The 23,243-nt window shown below is 68.3% G+C and carries 16 protein-coding genes and 7 pseudogenes; 10 read left to right on the top strand and 13 right to left on the bottom strand.

All coding sequences use genetic code 11. The features are described from left to right. Nucleotides 1-65: 65 nt before the first annotated feature. Complete coding sequence (locus RNB18_RS31070; RefSeq protein ID WP_311717427.1) at nt 66-1,205, top strand: XdhC family protein; 1,140 nt, start codon at nt 66-68, stop codon at nt 1,203-1,205. 282 nt (nt 1,206-1,487) lie between these two features. Here the strand turns inward: RNB18_RS31070 and RNB18_RS31065 are convergent. From RNB18_RS31065 to RNB18_RS31045, 5 genes and pseudogenes are all read right to left on the bottom strand, one after another. Further along, nucleotides 1,488-2,115: pseudogene (locus RNB18_RS31065) on the bottom strand (LuxR C-terminal-related transcriptional regulator). Further along, entirely contained in the window at nt 2,112-2,585 is a 474-nt protein-coding gene (locus tag RNB18_RS31060; RefSeq protein WP_311717426.1) for a sensor histidine kinase, read from the bottom strand. Before RNB18_RS31060 ends, RNB18_RS31065 begins: the two are co-directional and overlap by 4 nt. Next, on the bottom strand, nt 2,528-3,406 hold the full coding sequence (locus tag RNB18_RS31055; RefSeq protein ID WP_311717425.1) for a histidine kinase dimerization/phosphoacceptor domain-containing protein: 879 nt from the start codon (nt 3,404-3,406) through the stop codon (nt 2,528-2,530). Before RNB18_RS31055 ends, RNB18_RS31060 begins: the two co-directional genes overlap by 58 nt. A 29-nt stretch (nt 3,407-3,435) precedes the next feature. Continuing rightward, on the bottom strand, nt 3,436-3,891 hold the full coding sequence (locus tag RNB18_RS31050; protein WP_311717424.1) for a MarR family winged helix-turn-helix transcriptional regulator: 456 nt from the start codon (nt 3,889-3,891) through the stop codon (nt 3,436-3,438). A gap of 432 nt (nt 3,892-4,323) precedes the next feature. Continuing rightward, nucleotides 4,324-5,194, bottom strand: a pseudogene (locus RNB18_RS31045) (IS5 family transposase). A 331-nt stretch (nt 5,195-5,525) separates the two neighbouring features. Here RNB18_RS31045 and RNB18_RS31040 point away from each other — a divergent pair. Further along, a complete protein-coding gene (locus tag RNB18_RS31040; RefSeq protein ID WP_311717565.1) occupies nt 5,526-6,554 on the top strand; it encodes a S66 family peptidase in 1,029 nt (342 codons plus the stop codon). A gap of 4 nt (nt 6,555-6,558) precedes the next feature. On the opposite strand, the gene RNB18_RS31035 is transcribed toward RNB18_RS31040, so the two are convergent. Continuing rightward, nucleotides 6,559-6,792, bottom strand: a complete 234-nt coding sequence (locus RNB18_RS31035) for a hypothetical protein (RefSeq protein ID WP_394817698.1) — start codon at nt 6,790-6,792, stop codon at nt 6,559-6,561. 192 nt (nt 6,793-6,984) lie between these two features. On the opposite strand from RNB18_RS31035, the pseudogene RNB18_RS54150 reads away from it, so the two are divergent. The 5 genes and pseudogenes from RNB18_RS54150 to RNB18_RS31015 form a co-directional block, all read left to right on the top strand. Then, nucleotides 6,985-7,206, top strand: a pseudogene (locus RNB18_RS54150) (IS110 family transposase); the annotation flags it as partial. A gap of 245 nt (nt 7,207-7,451) precedes the next feature. After that, nucleotides 7,452-9,338, top strand: coding sequence for an SMI1/KNR4 family protein (locus RNB18_RS31030; RefSeq protein WP_311717423.1), 1,887 nt, complete (start codon nt 7,452-7,454; stop codon nt 9,336-9,338). A 551-nt stretch (nt 9,339-9,889) separates the two neighbouring features. Next, nucleotides 9,890-11,100 (top strand): annotated as a pseudogene (locus RNB18_RS31025) (IS110 family transposase). A gap of 98 nt (nt 11,101-11,198) precedes the next feature. Continuing rightward, complete coding sequence (locus RNB18_RS31020) at nt 11,199-11,633, top strand: hypothetical protein (RefSeq protein ID WP_311717422.1); 435 nt, start codon at nt 11,199-11,201, stop codon at nt 11,631-11,633. A gap of 522 nt (nt 11,634-12,155) precedes the next feature. Further along, nucleotides 12,156-13,267: pseudogene (locus RNB18_RS31015) on the top strand (IS630 family transposase). On the opposite strand, the gene RNB18_RS31010 reads toward RNB18_RS31015, so the two are convergent. Continuing rightward, on the bottom strand, nt 13,264-14,322 hold the full coding sequence (locus RNB18_RS31010) for a hypothetical protein (RefSeq protein WP_311717421.1): 1,059 nt from the start codon (nt 14,320-14,322) through the stop codon (nt 13,264-13,266). The pseudogene RNB18_RS31015 and the gene RNB18_RS31010 sit on opposite strands and share 4 nt — an antisense overlap. A gap of 276 nt (nt 14,323-14,598) precedes the next feature. Then, nucleotides 14,599-15,231 carry a TetR/AcrR family transcriptional regulator gene (locus RNB18_RS31005; protein ID WP_311717420.1) on the bottom strand — a complete coding sequence of 211 codons (633 nt, stop codon included), beginning with the start codon at nt 15,229-15,231 and terminating at the stop codon, nt 14,599-14,601. A gap of 131 nt (nt 15,232-15,362) precedes the next feature. Between RNB18_RS31005 and RNB18_RS31000 the strand changes: the two genes are divergently transcribed. After that, nucleotides 15,363-16,511: a serine hydrolase domain-containing protein gene (locus tag RNB18_RS31000; RefSeq protein ID WP_311717419.1), complete on the top strand. Its 1,149-nt coding sequence runs from the start codon at nt 15,363-15,365 to the stop codon at nt 16,509-16,511. Between the two features lie 34 nt (nt 16,512-16,545). Here the strand turns inward: RNB18_RS31000 and RNB18_RS30995 are convergent. Then, nucleotides 16,546-16,774: pseudogene (locus tag RNB18_RS30995) on the bottom strand (transposase); the annotation flags it as partial. 427 nt (nt 16,775-17,201) lie between these two features. Between RNB18_RS30995 and chvE the strand changes: the two are divergent. Continuing rightward, nucleotides 17,202-18,296 (top strand): multiple monosaccharide ABC transporter substrate-binding protein, encoded by a 1,095-nt coding sequence (gene chvE / locus RNB18_RS30990; RefSeq protein ID WP_311717564.1) that lies wholly within the window; start codon nt 17,202-17,204, stop codon nt 18,294-18,296. Nucleotides 18,297-18,329: 33 nt separating this feature from the next. Here the strand turns inward: chvE and RNB18_RS30985 are convergent, their stop codons facing one another. Then, nucleotides 18,330-18,683, bottom strand: coding sequence for a hypothetical protein (locus RNB18_RS30985; RefSeq protein ID WP_311717418.1), 354 nt, complete (start codon nt 18,681-18,683; stop codon nt 18,330-18,332). A 152-nt stretch (nt 18,684-18,835) separates the two neighbouring features. Continuing rightward, a pseudogene (locus RNB18_RS54145) lies at nt 18,836-18,958 on the bottom strand (hypothetical protein); the annotation flags it as partial. Nucleotides 18,959-19,373: 415 nt separating this feature from the next. On the opposite strand from RNB18_RS54145, the gene RNB18_RS30980 reads away from it, so the two are divergent. Then, entirely contained in the window at nt 19,374-19,664 is a 291-nt protein-coding gene (locus RNB18_RS30980; protein ID WP_311717417.1) for an HAD hydrolase-like protein, read from the top strand. 16 nt (nt 19,665-19,680) lie between these two features. Here RNB18_RS30980 and RNB18_RS30975 read toward each other — a convergent pair whose 3' ends face one another. Beyond that, nucleotides 19,681-21,132: a family 43 glycosylhydrolase gene (locus tag RNB18_RS30975; protein WP_311717416.1), complete on the bottom strand. Its 1,452-nt coding sequence runs from the start codon at nt 21,130-21,132 to the stop codon at nt 19,681-19,683. A 41-nt stretch (nt 21,133-21,173) separates the two neighbouring features. Next, a complete protein-coding gene (locus RNB18_RS30970; RefSeq protein WP_394817705.1) occupies nt 21,174-22,604 on the bottom strand; it encodes a family 43 glycosylhydrolase in 1,431 nt (476 codons plus the stop codon). Nucleotides 22,605-23,243: the final 639 nt, after the last annotated feature.

Below are 23,243 nucleotides of genomic sequence, written 5' to 3'. Positions count from 1 at the left end.
GTGTCCTCCTCCCCTAGGACGCGGCGGCGGTTCCCAGAAATCACCCCACCTCACGAAAGCCCGCCATGCTGAACATCGCGGACACATTGCACAAGTGGTGCCGCGAGGCCCGCCCCTTCGGCCTCGCCACCGTCGTCCACGTCAGTGGGAGTGCACCCCTGCCCGTCGGTACCGCACTCGCCGTCGACACGGACGGCACCGCCGTCGGCAGCATCTCCGGCGGCTGTGTCGAAGCGGCGGTCTATGAACTGGGCCGACATGTCCTCGCACACGGCGGGCCGCCCACTCGCGCCCGCTTCGGCTACGCCGACGACGACGCCTTCGCCGTAGGCCTGACCTGTGGCGGCGAGATCGAGGTCCTGGTACAGCGTGTGGATCCCGCAGCGGAGCCCCACCTTGTAGCCGCACTCGAAGCCGTGCTGGCGGGGCACCCCACGGCCGTGGCCCATGTCGTCGACGGCCCCGACGAGTTCGTCGGACGTACGCTCCACGTCCCCGACGAAGGGCCCCACGACGGCACTCTCGGCGAAGAGAGCGAGGACCGGGCGGTCGTGTCGCATGCCCGCGCGCTCCTGCGGGCGGGCCGCACAGCCCGCATCGAGGTCGGTGGTGACGCCGACACCTGCCCCGAGCGGCTGTCCGTGCTCGTCCACACCCACGCACCCCGCCCCCGCATGCTGATCTTCGGTGCCGTCGACTTCGCCTCCGCCCTCAGCCAGGCCGGCCACTTCCTCGGCTTCTCGGTCACCGTCTGCGACGCCCGCCCCGCTTTCACCACCCCCGCCCGATTTCCGTACGCCGACGAGGTGGTCGTCGACTGGCCCCACCGCTACCTGCGCGATGCCGAGGTGGACGCTCGTACCGCCGTCTGCGTCCTCACCCACGACGCCAAGTTCGACATTCCCCTACTGCGTCTGGCACTGACCCTCCCCGTCGGCTACGTCGGCGCCATGGGCTCGCGACGCACACACGAGCACCGCATCGACCTGCTCCAGGAAGCCGGCGTCACCCAGGACCAGTTGGTCCGTCTGCACTCACCGATCGGCCTGGACATCGGCGCCCGGACTCCCGAGGAGACCGCGATCTCCATCACGGCGGAGATCATCGCCCACGCCAACCGCGGCACGGGCCGGCCTCTGTCGCACGGCACCGGCCCCATCCACCGTCCCGCGCGGGCTCTGCCCGGCCTGGCGACGGCGGTGTGAGCCCCATGCAGCCGCCGCCCGGCAGTTGACGGGCAACTGGCGCCGCCGTTCGGGCCGGGATGGGTCGGTGGTCCCTCGACGCGAACCCGGCCTTCATGGGCCAGTACCAGATCCAGGTCGGAGTCACCTGGGCGACCCGCGACCCGCGACCCTCGACGACCATGGTGCCTTGTCTGCGTCGGCCGTACGGCCCCGAGATGAACCCGGCCCCGAAGCGCCGATACATGCGCCCCTGGGGCGGGTGGTTGCACGGTCGGGCACTTGCCAGTACGCCTCTGTCGGTCATGCGCTGGGGTGGGCGTAGCCGGTCTGGTAGGCGATCACGACCAATTGGGCGCGGGCGCGGACGTCGAGCTTGGCCATGATGCGGTTCACGTGGGTCTTGGCGGCCCAGGGCGAGATGTGGAGCTGTTCGGCGATAGCGTCGTTGGAGAGGCCGCCGGCCACGAGGCCGAGCACTTGGCGTTCGCGTCCGGTCAGGCTCGTCAGCTCCGGGGCCGGAGTGCTCGTCTTGTCGGGTGTGGTGAGGTAGTGGGCGATGAGTGCCTTGGTCGCCCTGGGCGACAGCAGCGACTCTCCGCGGGCGACCAGCCGGATGGCGTCGAGGAGGTAGGAGAGGTCCATGCTTTTGAAGACGTGCTCGTCGGCTTCGAAGGTCGTCAGGATCAGCACCCGTACGCCCGCGAGGTCTTCGTCCGCCGAAATGGCGCGCGTGGCGGCGAGGCCGTCCATGTCGGGCATCCGGACCATCAGCACGAAGTCGGGCCCACGTGCTGCGAGCCAGTCTGACCGCCTCCTCGCCCGTCGCCGCCTCTCCGACGACCTCCAAGTCCGGCTCACACTCCATGAGCATGCGGAAGCTGGTGCGTACCAGGGCCTGGTCGTCGACGAGCAGAACGCGGATGGTCATCCCCGGCTCCCCTTGGCGGCGGTCGCGCGCAGGGCCGTGCCGGACCGTTCTGATGCGCGGGTGTCGGTCGGTGGTCCGGCTGCGGGCAGCGGTAGATGTACGGCGAGGCGGAATCGACCGTCGGCGCCTGCACCGGCATGAAGGCTGCCGCCGAGTGCGTGGGCACGCTCGCGCATGCCCATCAGCCCGTGTCCGGCGCGCGTCGCGGACGACGCCGGGGACGGGCCGACGTGCGGCAGGTTGGTGATCCGGATACGCAGTTCCTCAGGCCCGTAATCGAGGAACAGGTCAGCCTCGGCGGTCGCGCCGTGTTTGTGGGCGTTGGTCAGCCCTTCCTGGATGATGCGGTAGGCGGCCAGGTCGATGGCGGTCGGCAGGGAGCGCGGGTGGCCGGCCTGCCGATGGCGGACGCTCAGCCCGGCCGCGGCCAGCGATTCGAGGAGCCCTCCGAGGCGGGACAGGCCGGGCACGGGATCGGTCGGTGGGGCCTCGTCCGTCTCGTCGCCGGACTGTCGCAGTACGTGCAGGAGCGGGCCCAGTTCGTCCAGGACCATGCGGCCGGCGTCACGGATGTGGCCGAGCGCCACCTCGGCCTGATCCGGCCGGCCTCGCAGGAAGCGATGGCCACCCCCGCCTGAATGGTGATCAGGGCGATGTAGTGGGCGATCACATCGTGGAGTTCCCGCGCGATACGCAGCCGCTCTTCGGCGACCCGGCGGCGGGCCTCTTCTTCCTTGGTCGCCTCCGCCCGCAGCGCTCGCTCCTCCATCGCGGCGGCATAGGCGTGCCAGGTGCGTACGGTGGTCCCGACGGCGGCGAACATCCCGGTCCAGGCGAACACGGCGCCGGCCTCCGGGCCGGTGGCCGAATCCGTCGCGTAGGTGATGACGGCGTACAGGGCAAGGGCCGTGCCCGAGACGGCGATCAAGACGATCCGCCGACGGACCGTTCCGGCCACGGTGTAGACCGCGATCAACGCGGCCATCTTCAGAACCCGCGACGGATACGACTCCAGGACGGTGAAGGCCACCTCCCCGAGCACCGCCAGCGCCAGGACAGGCAGCGGTGCCCGGCGGCGGGCCAGCACAAGCAGGAACGCAGCCGCCGCGGCGACGGCGTCGGCACCCGAGGGACGTACGCTGTCGGGCCACCGTCCGAACAGCAGGGGCAGCAGGCCGAAACCGCCCACGAGGGTGGCGAGGGCGGCGTCCAGCAAGGGTGGGTGAGCGGCGAACACCGCGAGCCGGGGCTCGCCCGTCGAGCTGCAGCGCCTGCAGAATCTGGAGGTCAAGGGGGTCGAGGATCGGCGGGCCCACCGGCTCATGCTTCCCGGACCACGTCGGCCACCTCGTCGAGCAGTGCCCTCAGCTGTGCGGCCTTCTTGGGCCCCAGCTTCTCGGCGATCAGCTGCTCGATCCCCACGATCACCGCGTCGGCGTCGCGCAGGGAGGCGCGGCCGGCGTCGGTGAGGTGAAGCTCCTGCACGTGGCGGTGGCGCGGGTGGGGCCGGCGTGCCAGTTGGCCGCGCTCCTCCAGACGGGCCACCTGGGAGGCCACGGCTTGCGGGGTGACGTTCAGGCGGCGGGCTAGTTCCGCGCCGGTCAGGCCGGGGTCGCTGTGGACGTTCATGAGCAGGGTGTACTGCGCGGCCGCCATACCCAGCGGTCGTAGCCGCTGATCCTTCCGGGCCTGCACCGCCCACTCGGCCCGCCGAAGCGCCCACGTCACCCGCTCCAGTGCGCTGGCAGCGACGGGCCACTCGTCATCGTGTCTCACGCGGCGACAATACGACACCTGGGCAGGCCTCAATGACCTGATACCCATAAGTCAATTGAAGGCCGAAGAGGGCACGGCCGTTCCGCAGAGTGGCTGATGCCGTGCATCGCGAGGCACGGGTCCCGCCAGAAACAGCACCGTCGCGTTTGGCGACCGGAGAGTCCGTCGTCATCAGCGCCTTCATCGAAGCGAGGCGATGCCCCCAGGTCCGAGAAGGTCGGAGAAAGTCAGAGGCGCTCCGGATGATCACGGCGCACGGCACCCGCAGCCGGGGCGCGGAACACCGACGCGCTGATGGAGGAAGTCTGTGCCGTGGGCCTGCCTGTCTGGTGAAGGTGACCGGCTGTGCGCACTCCCGTTTCGCCAGGTACGGGCCTGGCCGTCTGCCCGGGTGGTGCAGGAGCTCCCCAGAGGTCGTTTCCTCCCGTTGTTTCATCCTGGTATGCGTAGTTGGTTGGGTGATGTCAGGTCGCGCCAGGAGATGGTGTTCTCGCCAGTGAGGCGGCGGGCCATGAGGTCGGTCATGGCGAGGTGGATCATGGCTTCGGAGCGGGCAGGGAGGGTCTCGTAGTCTCGTGCCAGGCGGCGGTGGAGCATCAGCCAGCCGTAGGTCCGCTCGACCGTCCACCGCTTCGGGATCGGGGTGAAGCCCCTGGTCCCGGGGGTGCGTTGGACGATTTCGAGGTCGATGCCGAGAGCTGCGGCGTGCTCGACGAAGTGCTTGCGGTAGCCGCCGTCGACCCAGACCTTGCGCAGGGTGGGGTGGTCGGTGGCGGCCTGCTCCAGGAGGGGTCGGCCGGCGGTGGAATCCTGGACGCCGGCTGCAGTGACCAGCACCGCGAGCAGCAGGCCGAGGGTAGTTGGTGATGATGCTGCGCTTGCGGCCCACGATCTTTTTGCCCGCGTCGATGCCCTGTGTCCTGGCGGGGACGGAGGTGGAGGTCTTGACGCTCTGGGCGTCGATCACGCAGGCGGAGGGGTGACGGTGTTTGCCCTCCTGCTGACGCACCAACTCCCGCAGTAAGCCGTTGAGTTGGGTGAAGATGCCGTCAGATTGCCATTTGGCGAAGTAGCCGTAGACCGTGTTCCAGTTCGGGAAGTCGTGCGGCAGGTAGTGCCACTACACGCCGGTGCGGTCCACGTAGAGGATCGCGTTCATGATCTCGCGCAGGTCATGCTCGGGCGGCCGGCCGAAGTCCAGGGCCCGGCCGCGACGTTCGAAGCGCCACGCGGACAGGACCGGCTGAATCAACTCCCAGCGGGCATCGGACAGATCACTCGGATACGCACGGCGGTCGGCCATGTCCTGGACTTACCGCCGGCCGGGGGTGTGCGCCCAGGCGTGCATCCTGCCTGGTGGAAGCACGGCACAGATCCGATCGTCCTGGAATGAGACAGGCGTAAGCCGACTCGCACCCCAGACGTCACACCATCCGCCTCTGGAAGCAAGACCACCCCGGCGGCCCCACTCGCACCAGTTCATCGGCGGGCGCAATAGCGGAGTTATCACCGCACTAGAGATGAAAGCGACCTCTGATTAGGTGTTTTTGAACCTGGTGACCTGGCATCCGGGCCCTTTGGAGCACTTAGAACTCGGTGTCCTCCGGGTATGGCGCTGTGCCAAAATCCAGCGCATGGCTGTTCGATACCCGTCCCCCCTGCGTCCCGGTGACCGTGTTGGTGTTACCTCTCCATCGAGCGGGGTCGCGAAGGAATTGCGTGGGCGCCTCGATGTCGCCGTTCGTGACGTCCAGGACCGCGGGTACGAGGTCGTCATCGGCCGGTGCATGGACGGCTCCGGGCACGTCAGTGCTTCGGCCGCTGACCGCGCGAGCGAACTGATGTCGATGCTGACCGACTCCACCATCAAGGCCATCGTGCCGCCGTGGGGCGGAGAGACCGCAATTGACCTGCTACCACTGCTCGACTGGGACAGGCTGCGGGAGGCAGAGCCCACTTGGCTCGTCGGATTCTCCGACATGTCGACCCTGATTACGCCGATGACTCTGCTCACTGGGACGGCGACGGTCCATGGCAACAACCTCATGGACACGCCCTACCGAGTGCCCGAAGGACTGCGATCGTGGCTCGACATCGTCGCAACGCCCCGGGGGCACCAGTTCACCCAGACCCCGCCCGGTCGCCACCGGTCCCCGGGCTTTGACGACTTCGCCGCCTTCCCCGACATACGTGAGTACACGCTCGACTCCATGGGCGCCTGGACCCGGCTCGACGGGAGCGGTGACGTGGAGGCCGAGGGAAGGCTGATCGGCGGCTGCATCGAAACTCTGTGTAATCTCGCGGGGACGGCCTACCTCGACGTCTCGGCCTTCGCTCGCAACGAGTCACCGGATGGGCTCCTCGTGTATGTGGAGGCAGCCGGCGACGATGCTTTCACCATCTGCCGGAACCTCCATGGCATGAGGCTCGCTGGGTTCTTCGACCGGGCGAACGCGGTTCTCGTTGGCCGGACCAACGCACCCGACAACCGTTCCCTCAGTCAGCACGAGGCCGTCCTTGACGCACTCGGTTCTCTCAACGTGCCGATCATCGCCGACATCGAGTGCGGCCACGTACCGCCCTACATGCCGATCGTCAACGGAGGGTACGGCCGTATCGTTCACACGCCGAGCCGGAGCGAACTGACGCAGACCTTGGACTGACACATCAGACCGGCCGCCCAGCTCTGACCGAGGTGGGTCGGGTCAACAGGACGGCTCCCCGCTTCCGGTGCGCCTCTTTCGCCCAGCCGGTGCGGGGGCTTTTGCGGGTCAGGCACCGGGTCATCACGGTTATGAGTGCCCAGTTCAGATGTGCTTCGGAGTGCTGCGGAAGACGTTCGTAGTCGCGTGCGTTGCGGCGGGCGTTCATGCACCAGCCGATCGTGCGCTCGATTTCCATCGGCACCGGTCCTGGTCCTGGCGTTCACCGCCACGCTCTTCGCGGCCACCGCGGTGTTCTCCACCGGGTGGGACCTGCTCGGGGCTGGGCTCAAGACCGAGCACTGCATCGACTCCACGACGCTGCTCGACCTGGCGAAGCTGTCGTTCGGGGTGGTCGCCCGGGCTGGCGCGCTGGTCTATTACCCGCAGCCAGCTCCAGGCCGCCCTCAAACGTGCCAGCCGCAAGCGCGGCATCGAGGCAGAAGCCGACCGCATCCGCGACATCTTCCGCGCCGCCTGGGCCCACCAACCGCCAACCGTCGAGGACGCCCTTGGCAAACAGATGCTCGCCCTCCTCGCCCAGTTGGAAGCCGCCTGCACCGCCGTCGATCAGCTCGCCGAGGCGGTTGAAGGAGCGTTCCCACAGCACCCGGGGTCGGCCGCTACGGGCCGGAGGGTGCTGCAACACCGGCGAGCGCGCCCCTATCCCCGGCAGCGTCCACGCCACCCATCCGCGTCACCCCTGCTGGAGCAGCCCGCTGCCGCAGCAGCTCCGTCATTTACCGTGACGGCTTCCCAGGAAGCTGATCAGGGCAGACGGCTACAACCGCCACTTGGCCGCAGCTATACCAGAACAGGGCCGACACCGTTGTCGGTGCCCGATGACACCATGCGGCCATGAGTAGCGAGTCTTTCAACTGGCACGGCTTCCTGGGACGTTGGCAGGAGGAGTGGGTTCCGCGCGCGGACGAGGAGGACGACGGCGGGCAGAACGTCGTCCCTCTGGGCAGACCCGGGGCGGACGAGGCGGCGATCGCCGCGGCCGAGGAACGGCTGGGTCGGCGGCTGCCTCCTTCGTACCGGGAGTTCCTGGCCGTGAGCGACGGGTGGCATGTGGACCAGACGGCCGGGGTGTATCAGCTCGGCGGCGCTGCGGACATCGACTGGTTCCGGGATCCGTTCGACATGACCCCCCTGTACGAGCAGAGTCTGGGCGACAGTCCGCGCGAGGAAGACGTCCTGCTGGCCGGGATGTGGCAGCGGGCGCTGCGGCTGGAGACGGACTCCGACATGTCGCACGCCCTGCTCGACCCGGGCGACAGCGACCAGGACGGTGAGTGGGCGCTCTACGTCTACAAGGGCTGGAGCGGCGAATTTCCGGACCGCTACTCGTCGTTCCGCGCGTACATGGAGGCCATGTACCGCGGCTTCCACGCCGACCGGGCGGAGAGACCCGACTTCGTGAACGCGACCACGCGCCTCCAGGACGCCCATATGGAGGAGGCCCGCCTGCTGGCCCTGCGCGGACGCTACGAGGAGGCCCTGCTTCTACTTGAGGAGGCGCTGTCCTTCGGGCGGCCTCGGAGCGCCGTCCTGCTGAACCAGCTCCGGCATCTGCTGGCTCCACGCGGCTCCTGGGATTACGGCAACCTGGTGGCGGACCAGCGCTACCTGCCGGAGATTCTGCCCGTGGAGGCCATGAGGCCGGCAAGCGGCGAATGGCGGCTGGGCGGGGACGACCACTGGCTGGGGATGATGGCCGCCCGCGGGGCAGCCCGGGAGACCGCCGAGGCCGTCCTGAAGACGATGCGGGACGGCACCCATCGCTACGCGCCTGCCAGCCCATGGGGCCGGGCCGTCGCCGAGGCCCGGGAGCTGGCCCGCTGGGGGGCGACCGATGCCGCGTGGCGGGTGCTGCGGGACGCGCTCCCGCTGTGGGAGGCCCCGGGGCCCTCGCTGATCGCCCCGATCGGTCTGCTCGCCGATCCGGTCCTGGGTCCGCTGGTCACCCCGGAGCGTGGGCGGGAAATCCTCGCGACACCGCGGGCCGGGGAGACAGGAGCCGCGCCCGAGCCGGTGTCTGATCTCGACCCGCCGGGCCTCGTATGGCTGACGGAGCCTTCGGGGGCGAACTTCGACGGATACCGCTGTGTCTGGGCCGAGGGAGTCAACCCCACCCGCCTGCCCGCGCTGATCGGCGAGGAAGGCGCCGAACTGAGCGCACCAACGGATCCACGCAAGGCGTCCTGGCGGGCACCCAAGCCCCATGAGCGCGAAGGCGTGGAGCTCTGGGAGGACCGGGCCGTGGCCGCCGTCGGCCGCACTGCGGAAGGGTGGGCGTTCGCCTTTGACGGCCACTCCCACCGCCACTTGAGCAAGCTGTTCCTGTCTCCCGCTCCGGCCGCCTCCTTGTCCGGCCGCGCGGTGGTGGTGTGGCGCGAGCCGAGGCGCACGTCTGCGGGCGACCACCCAGCCGCGTTCCACCTGTCGGTGGCCGAACGGGGCGAGGAACTCTACGCGTTTACCGTGCGGGGTACGGAGATCGAGCACTCAGGCGCGATACCCGAGGCCCTGGACCCCGCAAGGCTGTTCCGTCCGGAGGACTCTGAAATGGACTCCGAACTGCGCGTACTGGAGGCCCTGCACACCGAACTCGGGCTCTCGCTCCCCCGCTTCGCGCTGACCCAAGGCAGGCTCCCCACCCTCACCACCCGCTCCTGGACCCGGGCGCCACGCGCAGGCGAGGGGTTCGCCTACGCCTACGTCGTGCAGCATCGGCTTTGACCCGGACAGGCCCGCACCGTCCAAGGAAGGCGGGCCCGCCGACGGCGACTCCTCCCTTATGGCGCCCGCCCGCAGATCGGGTGCCATAAGAGAGGGGAGATCCACCGAGCAGGTATGAGGTCACCCTTGAGCACGGGGTGGCCGCTTTCTGGCTCTGGCTCAACGTCCGTGGTCTGAGCACAGTGGGTGATGATGCGACGGTGCCATCGGGATCGAGAGGTCGCCTGATCTTGACCGGTACACCGACGGCAAGCAGGCAGCGCATCCGATTCGGCAGCAGCTCGATCACTCGCCGTGACCACTCCACAGAACCTGAGCCAGAACCCGTTCTCGTGAACAAGGCCGCTCCGTAAGGTGTTTGGCGATCCGGAAGAATGGGGTGTGGCTCTAAAGTCGCTTGCCCCCGCTGGCTCCGGTGGAGTGGCCGCCCCGCTCTTCGGGACGCTCGGGCCGCTGATTGAGATGTGCGAATCGGTCGCTGTTTACGGAGCTGACGGCGCGGTGTCCCTCGGACCGGAACGGGCACGCTGTCCGAGGCCAAGGAGACGCACATGACCACACAGGTGCTCTGTTTATGGGTCGGTATCGACGCCAGCAGAAGCCCACCGCTGGTGGGTCGCCATCGACGACAGCGGCACCACCGTCTGGAGCCGGAAGGTCAGCAACGACGAGACCGTCATCCTCGCCGGCCTGAGCGAGGTCCTTGCACTGGCCGGTGAGGTTCGCTGGGCAGTGGATCTCACCGGCACCGCTCCTGCCCTGTTGTTGGCCCTGCTCGCCGACCACGACCAACGAGTCGTCTACGTGCCGGGCCGAACGGTCAACCGCATGGCTGGCGCCTACCGGGGCGAGGCAAAGACCGACGCCCGTGACGCCTACGTCATCGCCGAGACCGCCCGTCTGCGGAGGGACTGCGCCCCCGTCGAGGTGCCCACGAACCTGGCCGCTGACCTGGCTCTGCTCACGACCCACCGCTCCGACTTAATCGCCGACCGGGTCCGTCTGCTCTACCGCCTCCACGACGTGCTCACCGGCATCAGCCCCGCCCTGGAAGCCGCCTTCGACTACGCCGACCACAAAGGCGCCCTGGTCCTGCTCACTGGCTACCAGACCCCCGCCGCCCTGCGCCGCTGCGGCCACGCCCGCCTCAGCCGCTGGTTCGCCGCATGAGGCGTGCGCCACTCCGAAACGGTCGCCGCCACCGGCCTCACCGCCGCGTACGCCCAGCACATCCAGCTGCCCGGCCAGGACACGGCCGCGGGCATCACCGCAGACCTCGCCGCGCAGGTGCTGGCCCTGGACGAACGGCTCAAGCAGCTCGACCGGCAGATCAGCGACGCCTTCCACACCCACCCGCAGGCAGCCGTCATCGAGTCGATGCCCGGAATCGGCCCCATCCGCGGCGCCGAGTTCCTCGTCGCCGCGGGCGACCTGGCCGCCTACCCCGACGCCGGTCACCTCGCCTCCGCCGCCGGCCTTGGTTCCCATCGCCAAAGACTCCGGACGCCGCACCGGCAACCTCCGCCGGCCCCAGCGCTACAGCCGCCGCCTGCGCACAATGTTCTACCTCTCCGCGCAGACCAGCATCATCCGCGACGGCCCCAACCGCACCTACTACCTGAAGAATCGAGCCCAGGGTCACAAACACATTCCCGCCATCATCTCCCTTGGCCGCCGCCGCGTCCTCTGGGCCCTGCTCCGCGACAACCGCCCCTTCACTACGAGCCCACCGGCAAGGACGCGCACCACCACAGCAGCTTGACTCGTTCGTAAAGATTCCGCCGACCGCGATCGCAGGTGCGGCGTGCATGATGACGCAGTGGAAACAGCTTCCGGTCAAGCACAGACGATGGGGGAATCGTGGTCTACCAACTCAGCTTCTTCTGCCGCTCTGGAGAAGACAGAGGCGACGAGGCGCTTGATCGCCTGCTGGACTACCTCCTGGAGAGCGGCGACCGTCTGGTGGGCGAGTGGTTGGGGCCGTTCGAGGATTCGGTGGCCGCGTTCAGGCTCGGTACTGGTAGTAGCGACAGCGACAGGCCAGTCGCGGACTTGTTGACGCTGGAAGTACACGTGGGCGTAGCCGAGATCGCAGAGTCTGTGATCGCTGCATCGCCTAATGACGAGCGGGGCATCTGGGGATGCGACCTGCTAGCCACCGTCACCCTCAGCGGGGACACCCCCGACTGGGCTCTGGTGCACCGAATTTGGGCCGCCGTGGTGAGCCTGTGGAGGGCGGTTCCTTGGGACGAGTCCTCCGGGTTCGAGATCGCTGCCAGGACACCGCAGCTCTGAGCTCATACCAAAATCCCGGCCGGTTGCGGCGCAGGTCAGCGGCACCGCAGACCAGAGGCCATCCGGGTACGCCATCTCCAGACTGATGCGGAAGCACCCGGCCAACGGCGCTTGACTGGGTCATTAAGACTCCCCAACGCCACTGCCTGGACCTCAGACTCCTCCGGCGGCTGGAGCAGGAACGTGACGGGTCCCGATGACCAGCTGTCGGCCGTCACCAACGGGGCGGGCACGAGTCTGCAGCTCGTCGACCTTCATGGTGACGTGATGGCCACGGAGATCTCCGGAACCGGTGACACGGGACCCACCGCCACGTACACCTACACGGAGTTCGGCGCACCGGACGGTGCGGCGCCGGGCACGTACGGTTGGCTCGGGGGATACCAGCGCTCCGGGTCCTCGCTGGGCGGGACCGTCCTGATGGGCCTGCGGGTCTACGACATGTACACCGGGAGATTCCTCCAGGTGGACTCGGTCCTCGGGGGGAGCGCGAACGCCTACGACTACGCCGACCAGCGCCGAATGGCCGAATGGCCGGACGGCCAGGACGCCCCGAAACTTGAGCCGTTGCTGCTGTCTGATGACGAGCGGGCGGTGTTGGAGCGGTGGACGCGTCGGGCAACATCGGCCCAGGCGCTGGCCCTGCGGGCGCGGATTGTGCTGGCGTGCGCGGGGCTGGAAGTACCGCCGATCGTCGCGGTCGCCCGGGATCTGCGGGTGACCGCGGACAGGGTCCGCAAGTGGCGGCGGCGCTTCCTCGCCGAGCGGCTGGACGGTCTGGCCGACGAGCCGAGGCCGGGTCGGCCGCCCACCATCAGTGTCGATCAGGTCGAAGCGGTCGTGGTCACGACGCTGGAACAGCTGCCGAAGAACGCCACCCATTGGTCTCGGACATCGATGGCCGAGCACAGTGGTCTGTCCAAGTCCACGGTCGGCCGGATTTGGCGGCAGTTCCAGCTCAAGCCGCATTTGGCGGACACCTTCAAGCTGTCGACGGACCCGTTGTTCGTGGAGAAGGTCTACGACGTCGTCGGCCTATATTTCAACCCGCCCGAGGGCGCGGTAGTGCTCTCGGTGGACGAGAAGTCGCAGATCCAGGCCCTGGACCGGTCCCAGCCGGTGCTGCCGATAATGCCGGGCATGCCCGAGCGGCGCACCCACGACTACGTCCGCAACGGCCTGACCACCCTCTTCGCCGCCTTCGACGTCGCCACGGGTGAAGTCATCACCGCCCTGCACCGCAGGCACCGGGCCGCGGAGTTCAAGAAGTTCCTGATCCGCATCGACAAAGTGGTGCCCGCGCACTGCAGATCCACCTGATCGTCGACAACTACGGCACTCACAAAACACCGGCGATCAAGGCCTGACTGGCCAAACACCCGCGGTTCGAGCTGCACTTCACCCCGACCGGCTCCTCCTGGATCAACCAGGTCGAGCGGTGGTTCGGCTACCTCGCCCACCAGATGATCCGCCGCGGTGCACACAAGAACATCCAGGCCCTCGAAGCCGACATCCGGACCTGGGTCAAGGACTGGAACGCAGACCCCAAGCCGTTCATCTGGACCAAGACAGCCGAAGAAATCCTCGACTCACTCGCCCGCCTCTGCCGACGGATCTCTGGCGCAGGACACTAGTCGCCTCCACCGCCGTCGCCGCCTCCGCTGTCGCTCCCTCCGGAATCCACGCCGTCGCCGTCGCCGTGCCAGCCCCAGCCGTCGCCGCCACCAGGCTCGTTGTCATTGCTGCCGCTCCCGAGGTTGCTGAACCACGGGCGGTCCCACGCCGCGTCGGTGGCGAACGGCTCGCCCCCGGCGACCGTCGGGCGCCGCTCCGGCCGAAACCTCGCCGTGCCCGTCGCGTCCCCGAGCCCGAAAGCGATGGCGAAGACGTGCGCCATAACGGCATTCAGCGGGTCGGTGCTCTCGTACGGCACATCGGCCAGCGGCCGAAGCAGCGTGCCCGGCGCGAGCACCGGGCGGCGCGGGGGACACGTCAGCAGGGCGACCGGCCGCTCACCGCCCAGCAGCCACGAAGTGAGCGCGCTCTCCCTCCGCAGCACCCAGTGCCGCTCGGGCAGCCGCACCTCCACGGAACTCTTGGATTTGCGCAGTTTCTTTTTGAGGCTGAGCTGTGCCGGAACATCGCCGACGGTCAGACGCAGGCCCTTTGACGGGTCGGCGGCATCGGGCTGGAAACCGTGCGGCGCCCGGATCCGTACGACGGGTGCGTGCGGTCCCCACACGTCCACGCGCCCCAGACGCCGGTCGAGGGCGACGGTGACCGGGCCCGCGGGCCCCGGCGTGTGCCGCCGCGCGATCCACAGCGGTACGCCCTCGGCCTGGGCGCGGGCTGCCAGGGCGGCCACCTGCTGGGGCCCGCCGCACTGCCGTACCGCCATCGCGCCCAGCTCGCGGGCGAACTGCGCGGCTTGCCGCACCCGCACCGGCCTGGCGGTCCCGGTGACCCGGGTCACCGGGACGACCCCGGCCCCCTCCGCCAACAACTGCAGCGGCCGTTCGCTCCCGCCGCCCCCGAGCCAGCACCCACGCTGGAAAGCCTCGGCCATGGCACCGAGGTTCAGCTCGCTCGGCGGCATGGTCCAGCCGCCCACCCGCAGCCCGTCCTCGGTCAACTCCAGGGTCCGCGCCAGTGGATTCCACGACCGCTCGCCATACAGCACCTGGCTCATCACAGATCCCCGTACTTCCCCGGCTCAGCTCAGTCCACCGTCGCTGACACTGCCAGACGGGGCTGCCCCACCCTCACACACCTAGGGCTTCTCTCGTCGCCAAGAGTCTGACCTGGGCCTGGACCGACGCCCAGGCTCGTGGTGCACGGCTTCGACCATGCCAGCGCCCCATGGGTTCCCGCGCCGGTCAGTGCCTGTTTCTGATCCTCTGATCCCCGGCTCTGAGCAGCGCTGGGCCTGCTGGCGTTGTGTCCCAGGGTGCCGCCTTGCGGATCTCTAACCGAGCTGGGTGTGTCGGCAGGTTCCGGTGAATACGCGGCCGATTTGGTCGTCCAGTGCGGCGAGGGTCGCCGGTTTCGGTGTGCCGTCGGGGTCGATGTGCGTGTGCAGGGCGAGTCCTTCGGTGAACGCAACGATTTGCAGGGCCTGGTCAGCCGCGTCGATTCCCTGAGTGACCTCGCCGCATACCGTGCCATTTTTGATGGCTTGGGCGACGCGTGAGCGGATGCCCGCGAGGGTCTCTTTCTGGACGGCGGCCAGGCGGGGGTTGTGCGCGGCCTGGTCTGCAAAGGCGAGACGGACCAGGAATTCGGCGCGGCGGGCGTCGTCGAGCGGTATGAGTTCGGCCAGCGCCTGCCGCAGCATCTCGGCGATGGTGCGGCCCTCGGCCTCGCCTCGGTTCACCAGCTTGTCCACGCGTGCGGTGAAACGCCCGTTGACGCGGGTGAATGTGGCCAGCAGCATCTCGTCCTTTGCCATGAAGTAGTGCTGCACCAGGCCGACGGACATGCCCGCTTCTGCGGCGGTCCGCGCGACGGTCACGGCGGTGAGGCCGTGTCGCACGATCAGGCGTTGGACGGCGTCGGTGATCTGCCCGTGTCGGGCGTCATGGTCGGCAACTCTCGGCACGTGAAGACGGTATCGCGTGCTATAACCGTATGTCTATATTGCTACCGGAGGGGGCCCTTGCGATGATCCGACGACACTCAACCCGCTTGTTAGGCCTGGGACTTGCTCTTGCTCTCCTGCTGCCACCCGGTATGGCCACCGCGGGCCAGGCCAGTGACGGACAGACGGCCGGCAGCCGCCGTGACCCGGTCCTGCAGGCCCTGGCCGACCAGGTGGTGGCGGACCCGAACCCCAACCCAGGCGCTTTCCTGCTCGCCCGACTTGGCTCGGACGACCGCTTCGGCGCGGCCGGCGTCGCCGACCGTTCCGCCGGCACGCCGATGGCACCGGACCTGAAGTTCCGCACCGGGAGCGTCACCAAGACCTTCACCGCAACGGTCGTCCTGCAACTCGTCGCCGAGCACCGGTTGAGACTCGACGACACCGTGCAGAGCCTGCTGCCCGACCAGGTCCGCGCCGACAACGCACTGTCCGGTGCGCCCATCACCGTCCGCCAGCTGCTCAACCACACGAGCGGGCTGTACGACTACATCGAGGGGCTGCTTCCGCACTTCCGCAGGCTTGACCAGTACTGGCCCCGCGACCAGCTGATCAGCATCGGTCTTGCCCAGCCCCGGTACTTCCCAGCTCCCGGCACCCGGTTCCGCTACTCCAACACCAACTACTTGCTGCTCGACCTGATCGTTGAACGGATCACCGACCGCGATCTGCGCACCAACCTCGAACGCCGCATCTTCGCCCCCCTCGGGCTGCGCGACACTTCGTACCCGCTGACACAGACCGCCATCGACGGAGCCCATGTACACGGCTACGCGGACATCTCGCCCCTGTTGCCGAACGCGCCGGACGCAACCCGGTTCGACGTCACCGCGTTCAGCCCATCCGAGGCCGGCGCATCGGGCGCCCTCGTCTCGACCGCGGCCGACATCGCACGCTTCTACCGAGCCCCGCTGCAAGGACGTCTGCTGCCCCCAGACATGCTTCGTCGGATGCTCACCGAGACGGTCCCCACAGCCGGCAGCGCCCCGCCCGCTGTCGCCTACGGCCTGGGGGTCTACGTCTACGCCACCAGCTGCGGTCGTGCGTACGGCCACGGCGGCAGCGCACCCGGTTACCTGACCTACGCCCTCAACAGCCGCGACGGGCGCGGCCAACTCGTCGCCCACACCAACTGGAACTCGTTCGCCGCCGGGATCGACGAGGCCTTCTGGGCTGCCTTCCAGCAGGGTTACTGCGGAAGGCCTGGGCCGATCCCATCGGCGCCAGACAGTAAGGACTGACGTCGCGCAGGACTGCGGCGCGGTCCTGGCCGATCTGGCCGGACGGCTGCGGGATGACCGCGCGGATGCCCCGGCGCCGGAGGTGGTTGCGAACGGCACGGGAGGAGTACGCGCGGTCGGCCAGGACAACCAGGGGCCGGCCGGGTGCGCGGTCTGCCCACACCGCTTCGGGGCACGCGGATGCGAGACATCACCGTCTCGAAGGCGGGTGCGTCACCGGCCTGGCCTGCTGTGACGGCGAAGGCGAGGGGCCGCGCACGCCGTGTTCCCGGGCATCAGGCCCGGCCAGGGTCGGGACTCCCGTCGGCGTGCGCAGGTGGGCGGGGCAGTCCTTCTTGTCGTTTGCGGCCGGCCTTCATCGTTACGCCCGGTCCGGCGTTCCCGTCCCGCACACGCTCTCTGTAACTGATCCTGTTCACACCGTTGACATCTCCCCTCACCCGCCTTTACCGTCGCGCCGGCATATAGAACGCGTGACGAAATTTCGGACATCTGAAGGCGGTTCCCCTGTGCACGCCCGGAACAGCGGGAGCAGGCCTGTACGGCAGGGACCGCCGACCCCCTGACGTTCGGCCCGTCCAGGGCATTCGGGTATCCACCCGCTCCACCCGCACGGCACCCGTCCGGGTACCCGCACGTCTGATGCGCCGTCATCGTGTCAACGACGAGAAGAACAAGGACCCATTCACGATGCTCAACCGAAGAGCCGCCCTCGCCGCCCTCGCCGGAACCGCCTCCCTCGCCCTTACCGTGTCCGCCTGCGGCAAGGAGAGCGAGGGCAGCTCCCAGAGCCGCTCCGAGGGCGGTACCGTCGGCATCGCCATGCCCACCCAGTCCTCCGAGCGCTGGCTCGCCGACGGCAAGAGCGTCGTCGGGGGTCTGAAGAAACGGGGGTACAAGACCAAGCTGGTCTACGGCAACGACGACCCGAAAGCCCAGCTGTCACAGATCGGGACCCTGATCGAGCAGGGCGTCGACGCGCTGATCATCGCGGCCATCGACGCCAAGTCGCTGAACGGCGTGCTTCAGCGGGCCTCCGACGCGCGCATCCCGGTGATCTCCTACGACCGGCTCATCCTCGGCACCGGGAACGTCGACTACTACGTCTCCTTCGACAACGAGATGGTCGGCCGGATAGAAGCCAACTACATCATCGAGAAGCTCGGCCTGGAGAAGGGCAAGGGCCCGTTCAACATCGAGCTCTTCGCCGGTTCCCCCGACGACAACAACACCAAGTACTTCTTCAACGGCTCCATGGCGCTCCTGCAACCGTTCCTGGACAGCAAGCAGTTGGTCGTCCCGTCCCGTCAGACCGGGCTGGGCCAGCTCACCACCCCGCGCTGGGACGGACCCACCGCGCAGAAGCGCATGAGCGGCCTGCTCACCCGGTGGTACGTCGGCAGGACGCTCGACGCGGTCCTGTCGCCGTACGACGGCATCTCCCGGGGTGTCCTGTCCGCGCTGGAGGCGCAGGGCTACGGCTCCGCCGGCAAGCCCCTCCCGATCGTCACCGGCCAGGACGCCGAGCTGCCCTCGGTGAAGTCGATCATCGCGGGCCGGCAGTCGCAGACCGTCTACAAGGACGTCCGCGTCCTCGCCGGCGCCGCCGCGTGGATGGTCGACGACATCCTCAGGGGCCGGGCGACGCGGATCAACGACCGGTTCAGCTACAACGACGGCGTCAAGGACGTGCCCGCCTACCTGCTCCAGCCGCAGAGCATCGACAAGACCAACTACGAAGTACTGGTCAGGGACGGCTACTACACCGCCGAGGAGCTCACGTAGCGACGGGATGTGTGCCGAGACCGGCCCCGGCCCTCAGGCTGGCTGCTGCTCGGACAACTCTCGGAGCAACGCGCTGTATTCGTCGGGATGCTGCTCGCGCAGGATCCCCAGCCACAGGCGAGCACTCTCGGCGAAGGCCGCTGGCTCCATCTTCAAATGAAGGTGGTTGACGACGTAGAACGCGTTGTCGTAGGGCGGTTGACGTGGCTGTCCGTGGCTATCCGGTTCGTCCGACACGGCTTCAGCGGAGTCCGTTGCGGGTTCAGAGCCTTCCTGCTTCGGCTGACGCTGAGCCGGAGGCTTGGCCGTTCCTCGTACAGTCCCGTCGGCCGGTTTGTTGTCCGCGGACAACAAAATGGCGCCTTTAGCATCGCGCAGCGTCTGCAACTGCCGGCGTTCCTCGGCTTTGGCCAGGGCTGCAGCTTCCTTCTCCGCTTGCAGATGGCCAACAGCGCGGCTGCCCCCCCCAGCCCTGGGTTCTCCTTGGCGTATCGGGCCAGTGTTCGCCCATCACGCTCAGGAAGCGTGCCTGCGTTCAGCATGGTCTGCAGCTCTGCTGGCAGCTCAAGCAGTACCAGCTGGTTGGTCACCCACGAGCGGTCCTTACCGAGCTGCTCGGCTGCCCGAGTCCTGGCACCGCGTTCCGTCGTCTCCGCGCACACGGCAACGAGCTGCTCCACGCCACGGGCCCGCTCGATCACGTCGAAGTCCTCCCGCGCGAGGTTTTCCTTGAGCAGGTGGTTGATGAACGCTTCACGGCTGGAGGCCAGATCGTCGCGGTCAACGAAGTCCAGCGCCTCCAAGCCGACGTGGACAGCGCCGTGGAAGCGCCGCTCACCGTTCACCAGAACATGCGGAGCAGCGCCGATTCGTTCTTCGTGGTCCGGCCACAGTGCCAGATACGCGGCCCGGGTCGCGGCGACATAGGCAGCCGGTTGTGCATGCCGCAGTTCCTCGCCGAAGCGCGTCTTGTCCTCGTCAGTGCCGAAGTTGCGGCGCGGGTTGAGGGGGAGGGTGGGGGAGGCCTCGTCCAGCCGCCCTCCTCTTCATGGCCGACGTGTTCACCGGCTGCGCGACGTGGCGGAGCTGATCCTCTGGGTGGTCGGACGGGTGTGTACGACCCCGTCGGAGTGCGTGGTCGTCGATGACCTCGGTGCGCACGTCGAAGCCGCCCGCCGGGCGGGCGGGCACGGCATCCTCGTCCCCTCCGGCCGGACCCGGCCGGAGGAGACGGCGGGGGCCGAGCATGTGGCCCCGGATGTCCTGACCGCCGTACGCGCGGTACTGAACGGCCCTCCCCAGGGCCGGATCATGGTCGACGAGCGGCCCATGGAGGCCGCCTTCGACACCGGTCCGCGGCCCCGGTGAGAGCCGTCCGCAGGTGTTACTGGGCGTAGAACGTGGCGTCCGCCCGGTCCGTGGCCGTGCTCGGCGTCTGCACGTACAGCAGGTAGTTGAAGTGGCGGACGTAGCGGCCTGGTGAACCGTAGGACTCGTAGGAGACGCCGGCCGAGTCGGACAGCCCCGCCCGCTTGGAGAAGGTGGCGTCGGACACGAACTGCGCCGTGCCGTCGTTCTTCTCCAGCCGGACCTCGAAGCTCGCGTTGCTCCGCAGGTAGTAGCCGGGGAAGTTGGCCGACTCCAGCGACACGGTGCCGCTGCCGGCCAGGCCGGTGACCACGCGGAACTGCGAGTCCGCCAGCGGGCTGACGTTGGCGTCGATCCGGCCGCGGTAGTCGAAGTGACGGATGAAGCGGTCCGCGAAGTTGTACGACGAGAAGCGCTGCGGGGTGACTCCGTCGGCGACCGGGATGCCGAAGTCGGGGGTGCCGTCGGCCTTCCAGTACACCTTCTGGACGCGGGTACGGCGGTTGGGGTCGTTCAACGGGTCGCCGGTGATGTCCTTGTAGCTGCGGTCGTGGTAGACGAGGACGTCGGACTTGCCGTCCTCGGAGACGGTGAAGGAGTTGTGGCCCGGTCCGTACTGCGAGGTCGCCTCGCTCGTCTTGAACACCGGCTGGGAGCCCTTGGTCCAGGACGCCGGGCTGGTCAGGTCGGCCGTCGCGGAGGCGGTCAGCATGCCGAGGCAGTAGTTGGCGTCGGTCGCGCTGGCCGAGTAGGTCATGAAGACCTTGCCGCCGTGCTCGATCACCGCCGGACCCTCGTTGACCTTGTAGCCGACCGTCTCCCAGGACAGCGTGGGCTGGGAGATCTCCGCCGGAGTGCCGGTGAGCGTCCAGGGGTTGGCCATCTTCGCGACGAACAGGCTGGTGTTGTTGTTCTCGGCGGGGTTGCGCTGCGCCCAGGCGAGGTAACGGACACCGCCCACGACGAAGGTGGTGGCGTCGAGGGAGAAGCTCTCCCACGTCGTCTTGATCTGGCCCTTCTCGGCCCAGGTCGCGGTGAGCGGGTTGGCTCCGGTGCCCTCCAGGACGTACATCCGGATCGCCCACTGGTCACTGGTGGAGCCGGCGGCGAAGTACACGTACCACTTGCCGTCGATGTAGTGGATCTCCGGTGCCCAGATGTGGTTGCCCATGACGCCGCTGGCGTGCTTGGTCCAGATCGTGGTCTCGGGGGCCGTCGACAGGCCCTGGATGGTGGTCGCCCGGCGCAGCACAATGCGGTCGTACTCGGGGACGGTCGCGGTGAAGTAGTAGTAGCCGTCGGTGTGCTTGAAGATGTGCGGGTCGGCGCGCTGTGCGGCGATCGGGTTGGTGTAGGTGACGCCGGGGGAGGCGGGCACGGCCGCGTGGGCGACGGTGCCGGGCCCGGCGAGGCAGCCCACCACGGCGAAGAGGACGGCCGTGAGCAGCCGTACGGCGTTGCGTCTCAAGGGGTTGCTCCAGATCACGGGGTGCGGGGTGGGGAGAAAGGTCAGGTCGTGGGGACGAGGCGCCACTGCTGGCAGTTGTTGTTCAGCCAGGTCCACAGCCGTACGTCGGTCCCGTTCGCGGTGCCGCAGTTCGCGACGTCGGCGACCTTGCCGCTGTTCTCGTTCACGATGCGCACGTAGTCGCCGGTGGCCGTGTAGACCAGACGGAACTTCTGGCAGTTGTTGTTCAGCCAGGACCACTGCTTGATGTCCGTGCCGTCGGCCGTCGCGCAGCTCGTGGTGTCCATGACCTTGCCGGTCGCGACGTTGACCAGTCGACTGGTGTCGTTGCCGAGGTCCTCGACGCGCCACTTCTGGTTGGCGCCGCCGGTGCAGCTCCACTGGAAGATGTTGGTGCCGTCCGCGGTGTTGCCGCCCTCGACGTCCAGGCACTTGCCGCTGTTGCGGTTCACCAGGGTGTACGCGGTCGGGGTCGCCGCGGTCTCGCCCGAGGGGCCGGGCAGCGTGGTGCCGAGCGCCACCGGGGTGCCGAAGTTCGGCGTGCCGTCCGCGTTCCAGGTGAACTTCTGCGCCCGCGTCGTACGGCCGTTGCCGCAGCCGCCGGTCGCGGTGTCGTTGGCGTGGTAGACGATCCAGTTCTCGGTGCCGTCCGGCGAGGTGAAGAAGCCGTTGTGGCCGGGGCCGTAGACACCCGCCGCGTCGTTGCGCTGGAAGACCGGCGTGGACTTCTTCGTCCAGGAGGCGGGGTTCAGCGGGTCGGTGCCGGTCAGTTCCAGCTGGCCCAGCTTGTAGTCCGCGGTCTGGCAGTGGCTGGCGGAGAAGGTGAGGAAGGTACGGCCGTCGTGGTACAGCGGTTCCGGGCCCTCGTTGACCGCGCCGCCCGAGGTCTCCCAGCTCGCGGTGGGGCTGGAGATGATCGTGAAGGTGCTGCTGGCCAGCGTGTACGGGTTGCTCATCGGCGCGATGACCAGGCTCTGCTTGCTGCCGTTGATGAAGCCGCTGCCGATCAGGTACAGGCTGTTGTTGTTCTGGAGGACGGTGGCGTCGATGAGCCAGCCGCCGGGGGTGAGGTTGGAACCGGAGAGCTGGTTCTTGTAGGTGTACGGGCCCATCGGGTCGGTGCCCGCGCTCTCCAGGACGTGGGTGCGCTGGGAGTCGCAGCAGGCGACACCGCTCTGCCCGGCGGAGTAGTACAGGTACCAGTGGCCATCGAGGAAGTGGATCTCGGGCGCCCAGATGTTGGTGTTGCGGGTGGAGGTGGTGTCACTCCAGATCTGGACGCTGGCGGCCGTGGAGAGCCCGGCCAGGGTCGGCGACTTCCGCATGGTCAGCACGCCGGTGAAGGACGTGGTGACCAGGTAGTAGTTGCCGTTGTAGTACTCGAGCCAGGGATCGGCCCCCTTGGTCGACTTGACCGGGTTGGTGTACGGGCGGCCCTCGGCGGCGGTGGCCGGGGTGGTCGCCGACACCATGGCGATCAGTACGGCGAGCACGCAGAGGATGAGGGATCTGTGGCGTCTGGCGGGGGGCTGCTCTGACATCTTAGGCATGCGGGACCGTCCCTGTCCGTAATTTCGAACCTCGTTCGCAAATTCGGTCAGAAGATAAGCGGGGGCAATGATCCGGTCAACGGTTTCGTCACATGCACTTCACCTGCGTGACTTCATCCCGTGAACGGGACCAGGACCGGCCCATCAGTGCTCCGAGGAGGAAGTCGCGACGTTCGACCGGTGGCAGACCGAACTGGACGACGCTGCGCCCGCCACGGCGCAGTCTCCCGCGGAGACCGACGACGCCGCCGTGTCCGACGAGGCCGCCGCCCATCCCGCCGGGTGGGCGTTGGTGGAGTGGGCGCTGCGCTCAGCCCGGCTTCTGCGGAATCAGGTCAGCGCCCAAGACCTCAGGGCCCTGGTCCTGACGAAGCGGGCCCGTTCCGCAGCGTCGGGCCCGTTGGCGTCACTGGACCAGCATCGCCGTCCGCTACGGCGACCACGGCGGCCTGGGCTTCGCCGTAGCGTACGGTCGCCGGCCCTCCGTCCTCGGGCCTGCGTACCACGACGGGACATCCCGAGACGGGGTCCACGTCTTCGAGCTCTACCACGAGAAGCAGA

This window comes from Streptomyces doebereineriae (assembly GCF_031845645.1).
Classification (GTDB): Bacteria; Actinomycetota; Actinomycetes; order Streptomycetales; family Streptomycetaceae; genus Streptomyces; species Streptomyces canus.
The sequence above is the reverse complement of the archived record's forward strand: the minus strand, read 5'-3'. Positions and strand labels throughout refer to the sequence as shown.

Excerpts from the sequence above, each read along its gene's own strand:
- RNB18_RS31070 (WP_311717427.1), top strand. The coding sequence starts at position 66 with ATGCTGAACATCGCGGACACATTGCACAAGTGGTGCCGCGAGGCCCGC.
- chvE (WP_311717564.1), top strand. The coding sequence starts at position 17,202 with ATGCTCAACCGAAGAGCCGCCCTCGCCGCCCTCGCCGGAACCGCCTCC.
- RNB18_RS31040 (WP_311717565.1), top strand. The coding sequence starts at position 5,526 with ATGGCTGTTCGATACCCGTCCCCCCTGCGTCCCGGTGACCGTGTTGGT.
- RNB18_RS31030 (WP_311717423.1), top strand. The coding sequence starts at position 7,452 with ATGAGTAGCGAGTCTTTCAACTGGCACGGCTTCCTGGGACGTTGGCAG.
- RNB18_RS31000 (WP_311717419.1), top strand. The coding sequence starts at position 15,363 with ATGGCCACCGCGGGCCAGGCCAGTGACGGACAGACGGCCGGCAGCCGC.
- RNB18_RS31010 (WP_311717421.1), bottom strand. The coding sequence starts at position 14,322 with ATGAGCCAGGTGCTGTATGGCGAGCGGTCGTGGAATCCACTGGCGCGG.
- RNB18_RS31035 (WP_394817698.1), bottom strand. The coding sequence starts at position 6,792 with ATGGAAATCGAGCGCACGATCGGCTGGTGCATGAACGCCCGCCGCAAC.
- RNB18_RS30970 (WP_394817705.1), bottom strand. The coding sequence starts at position 22,604 with ATGGTGTCGGCGACCACCCCGGCCACCGCCGCCGAGGGCCGCCCGTAC.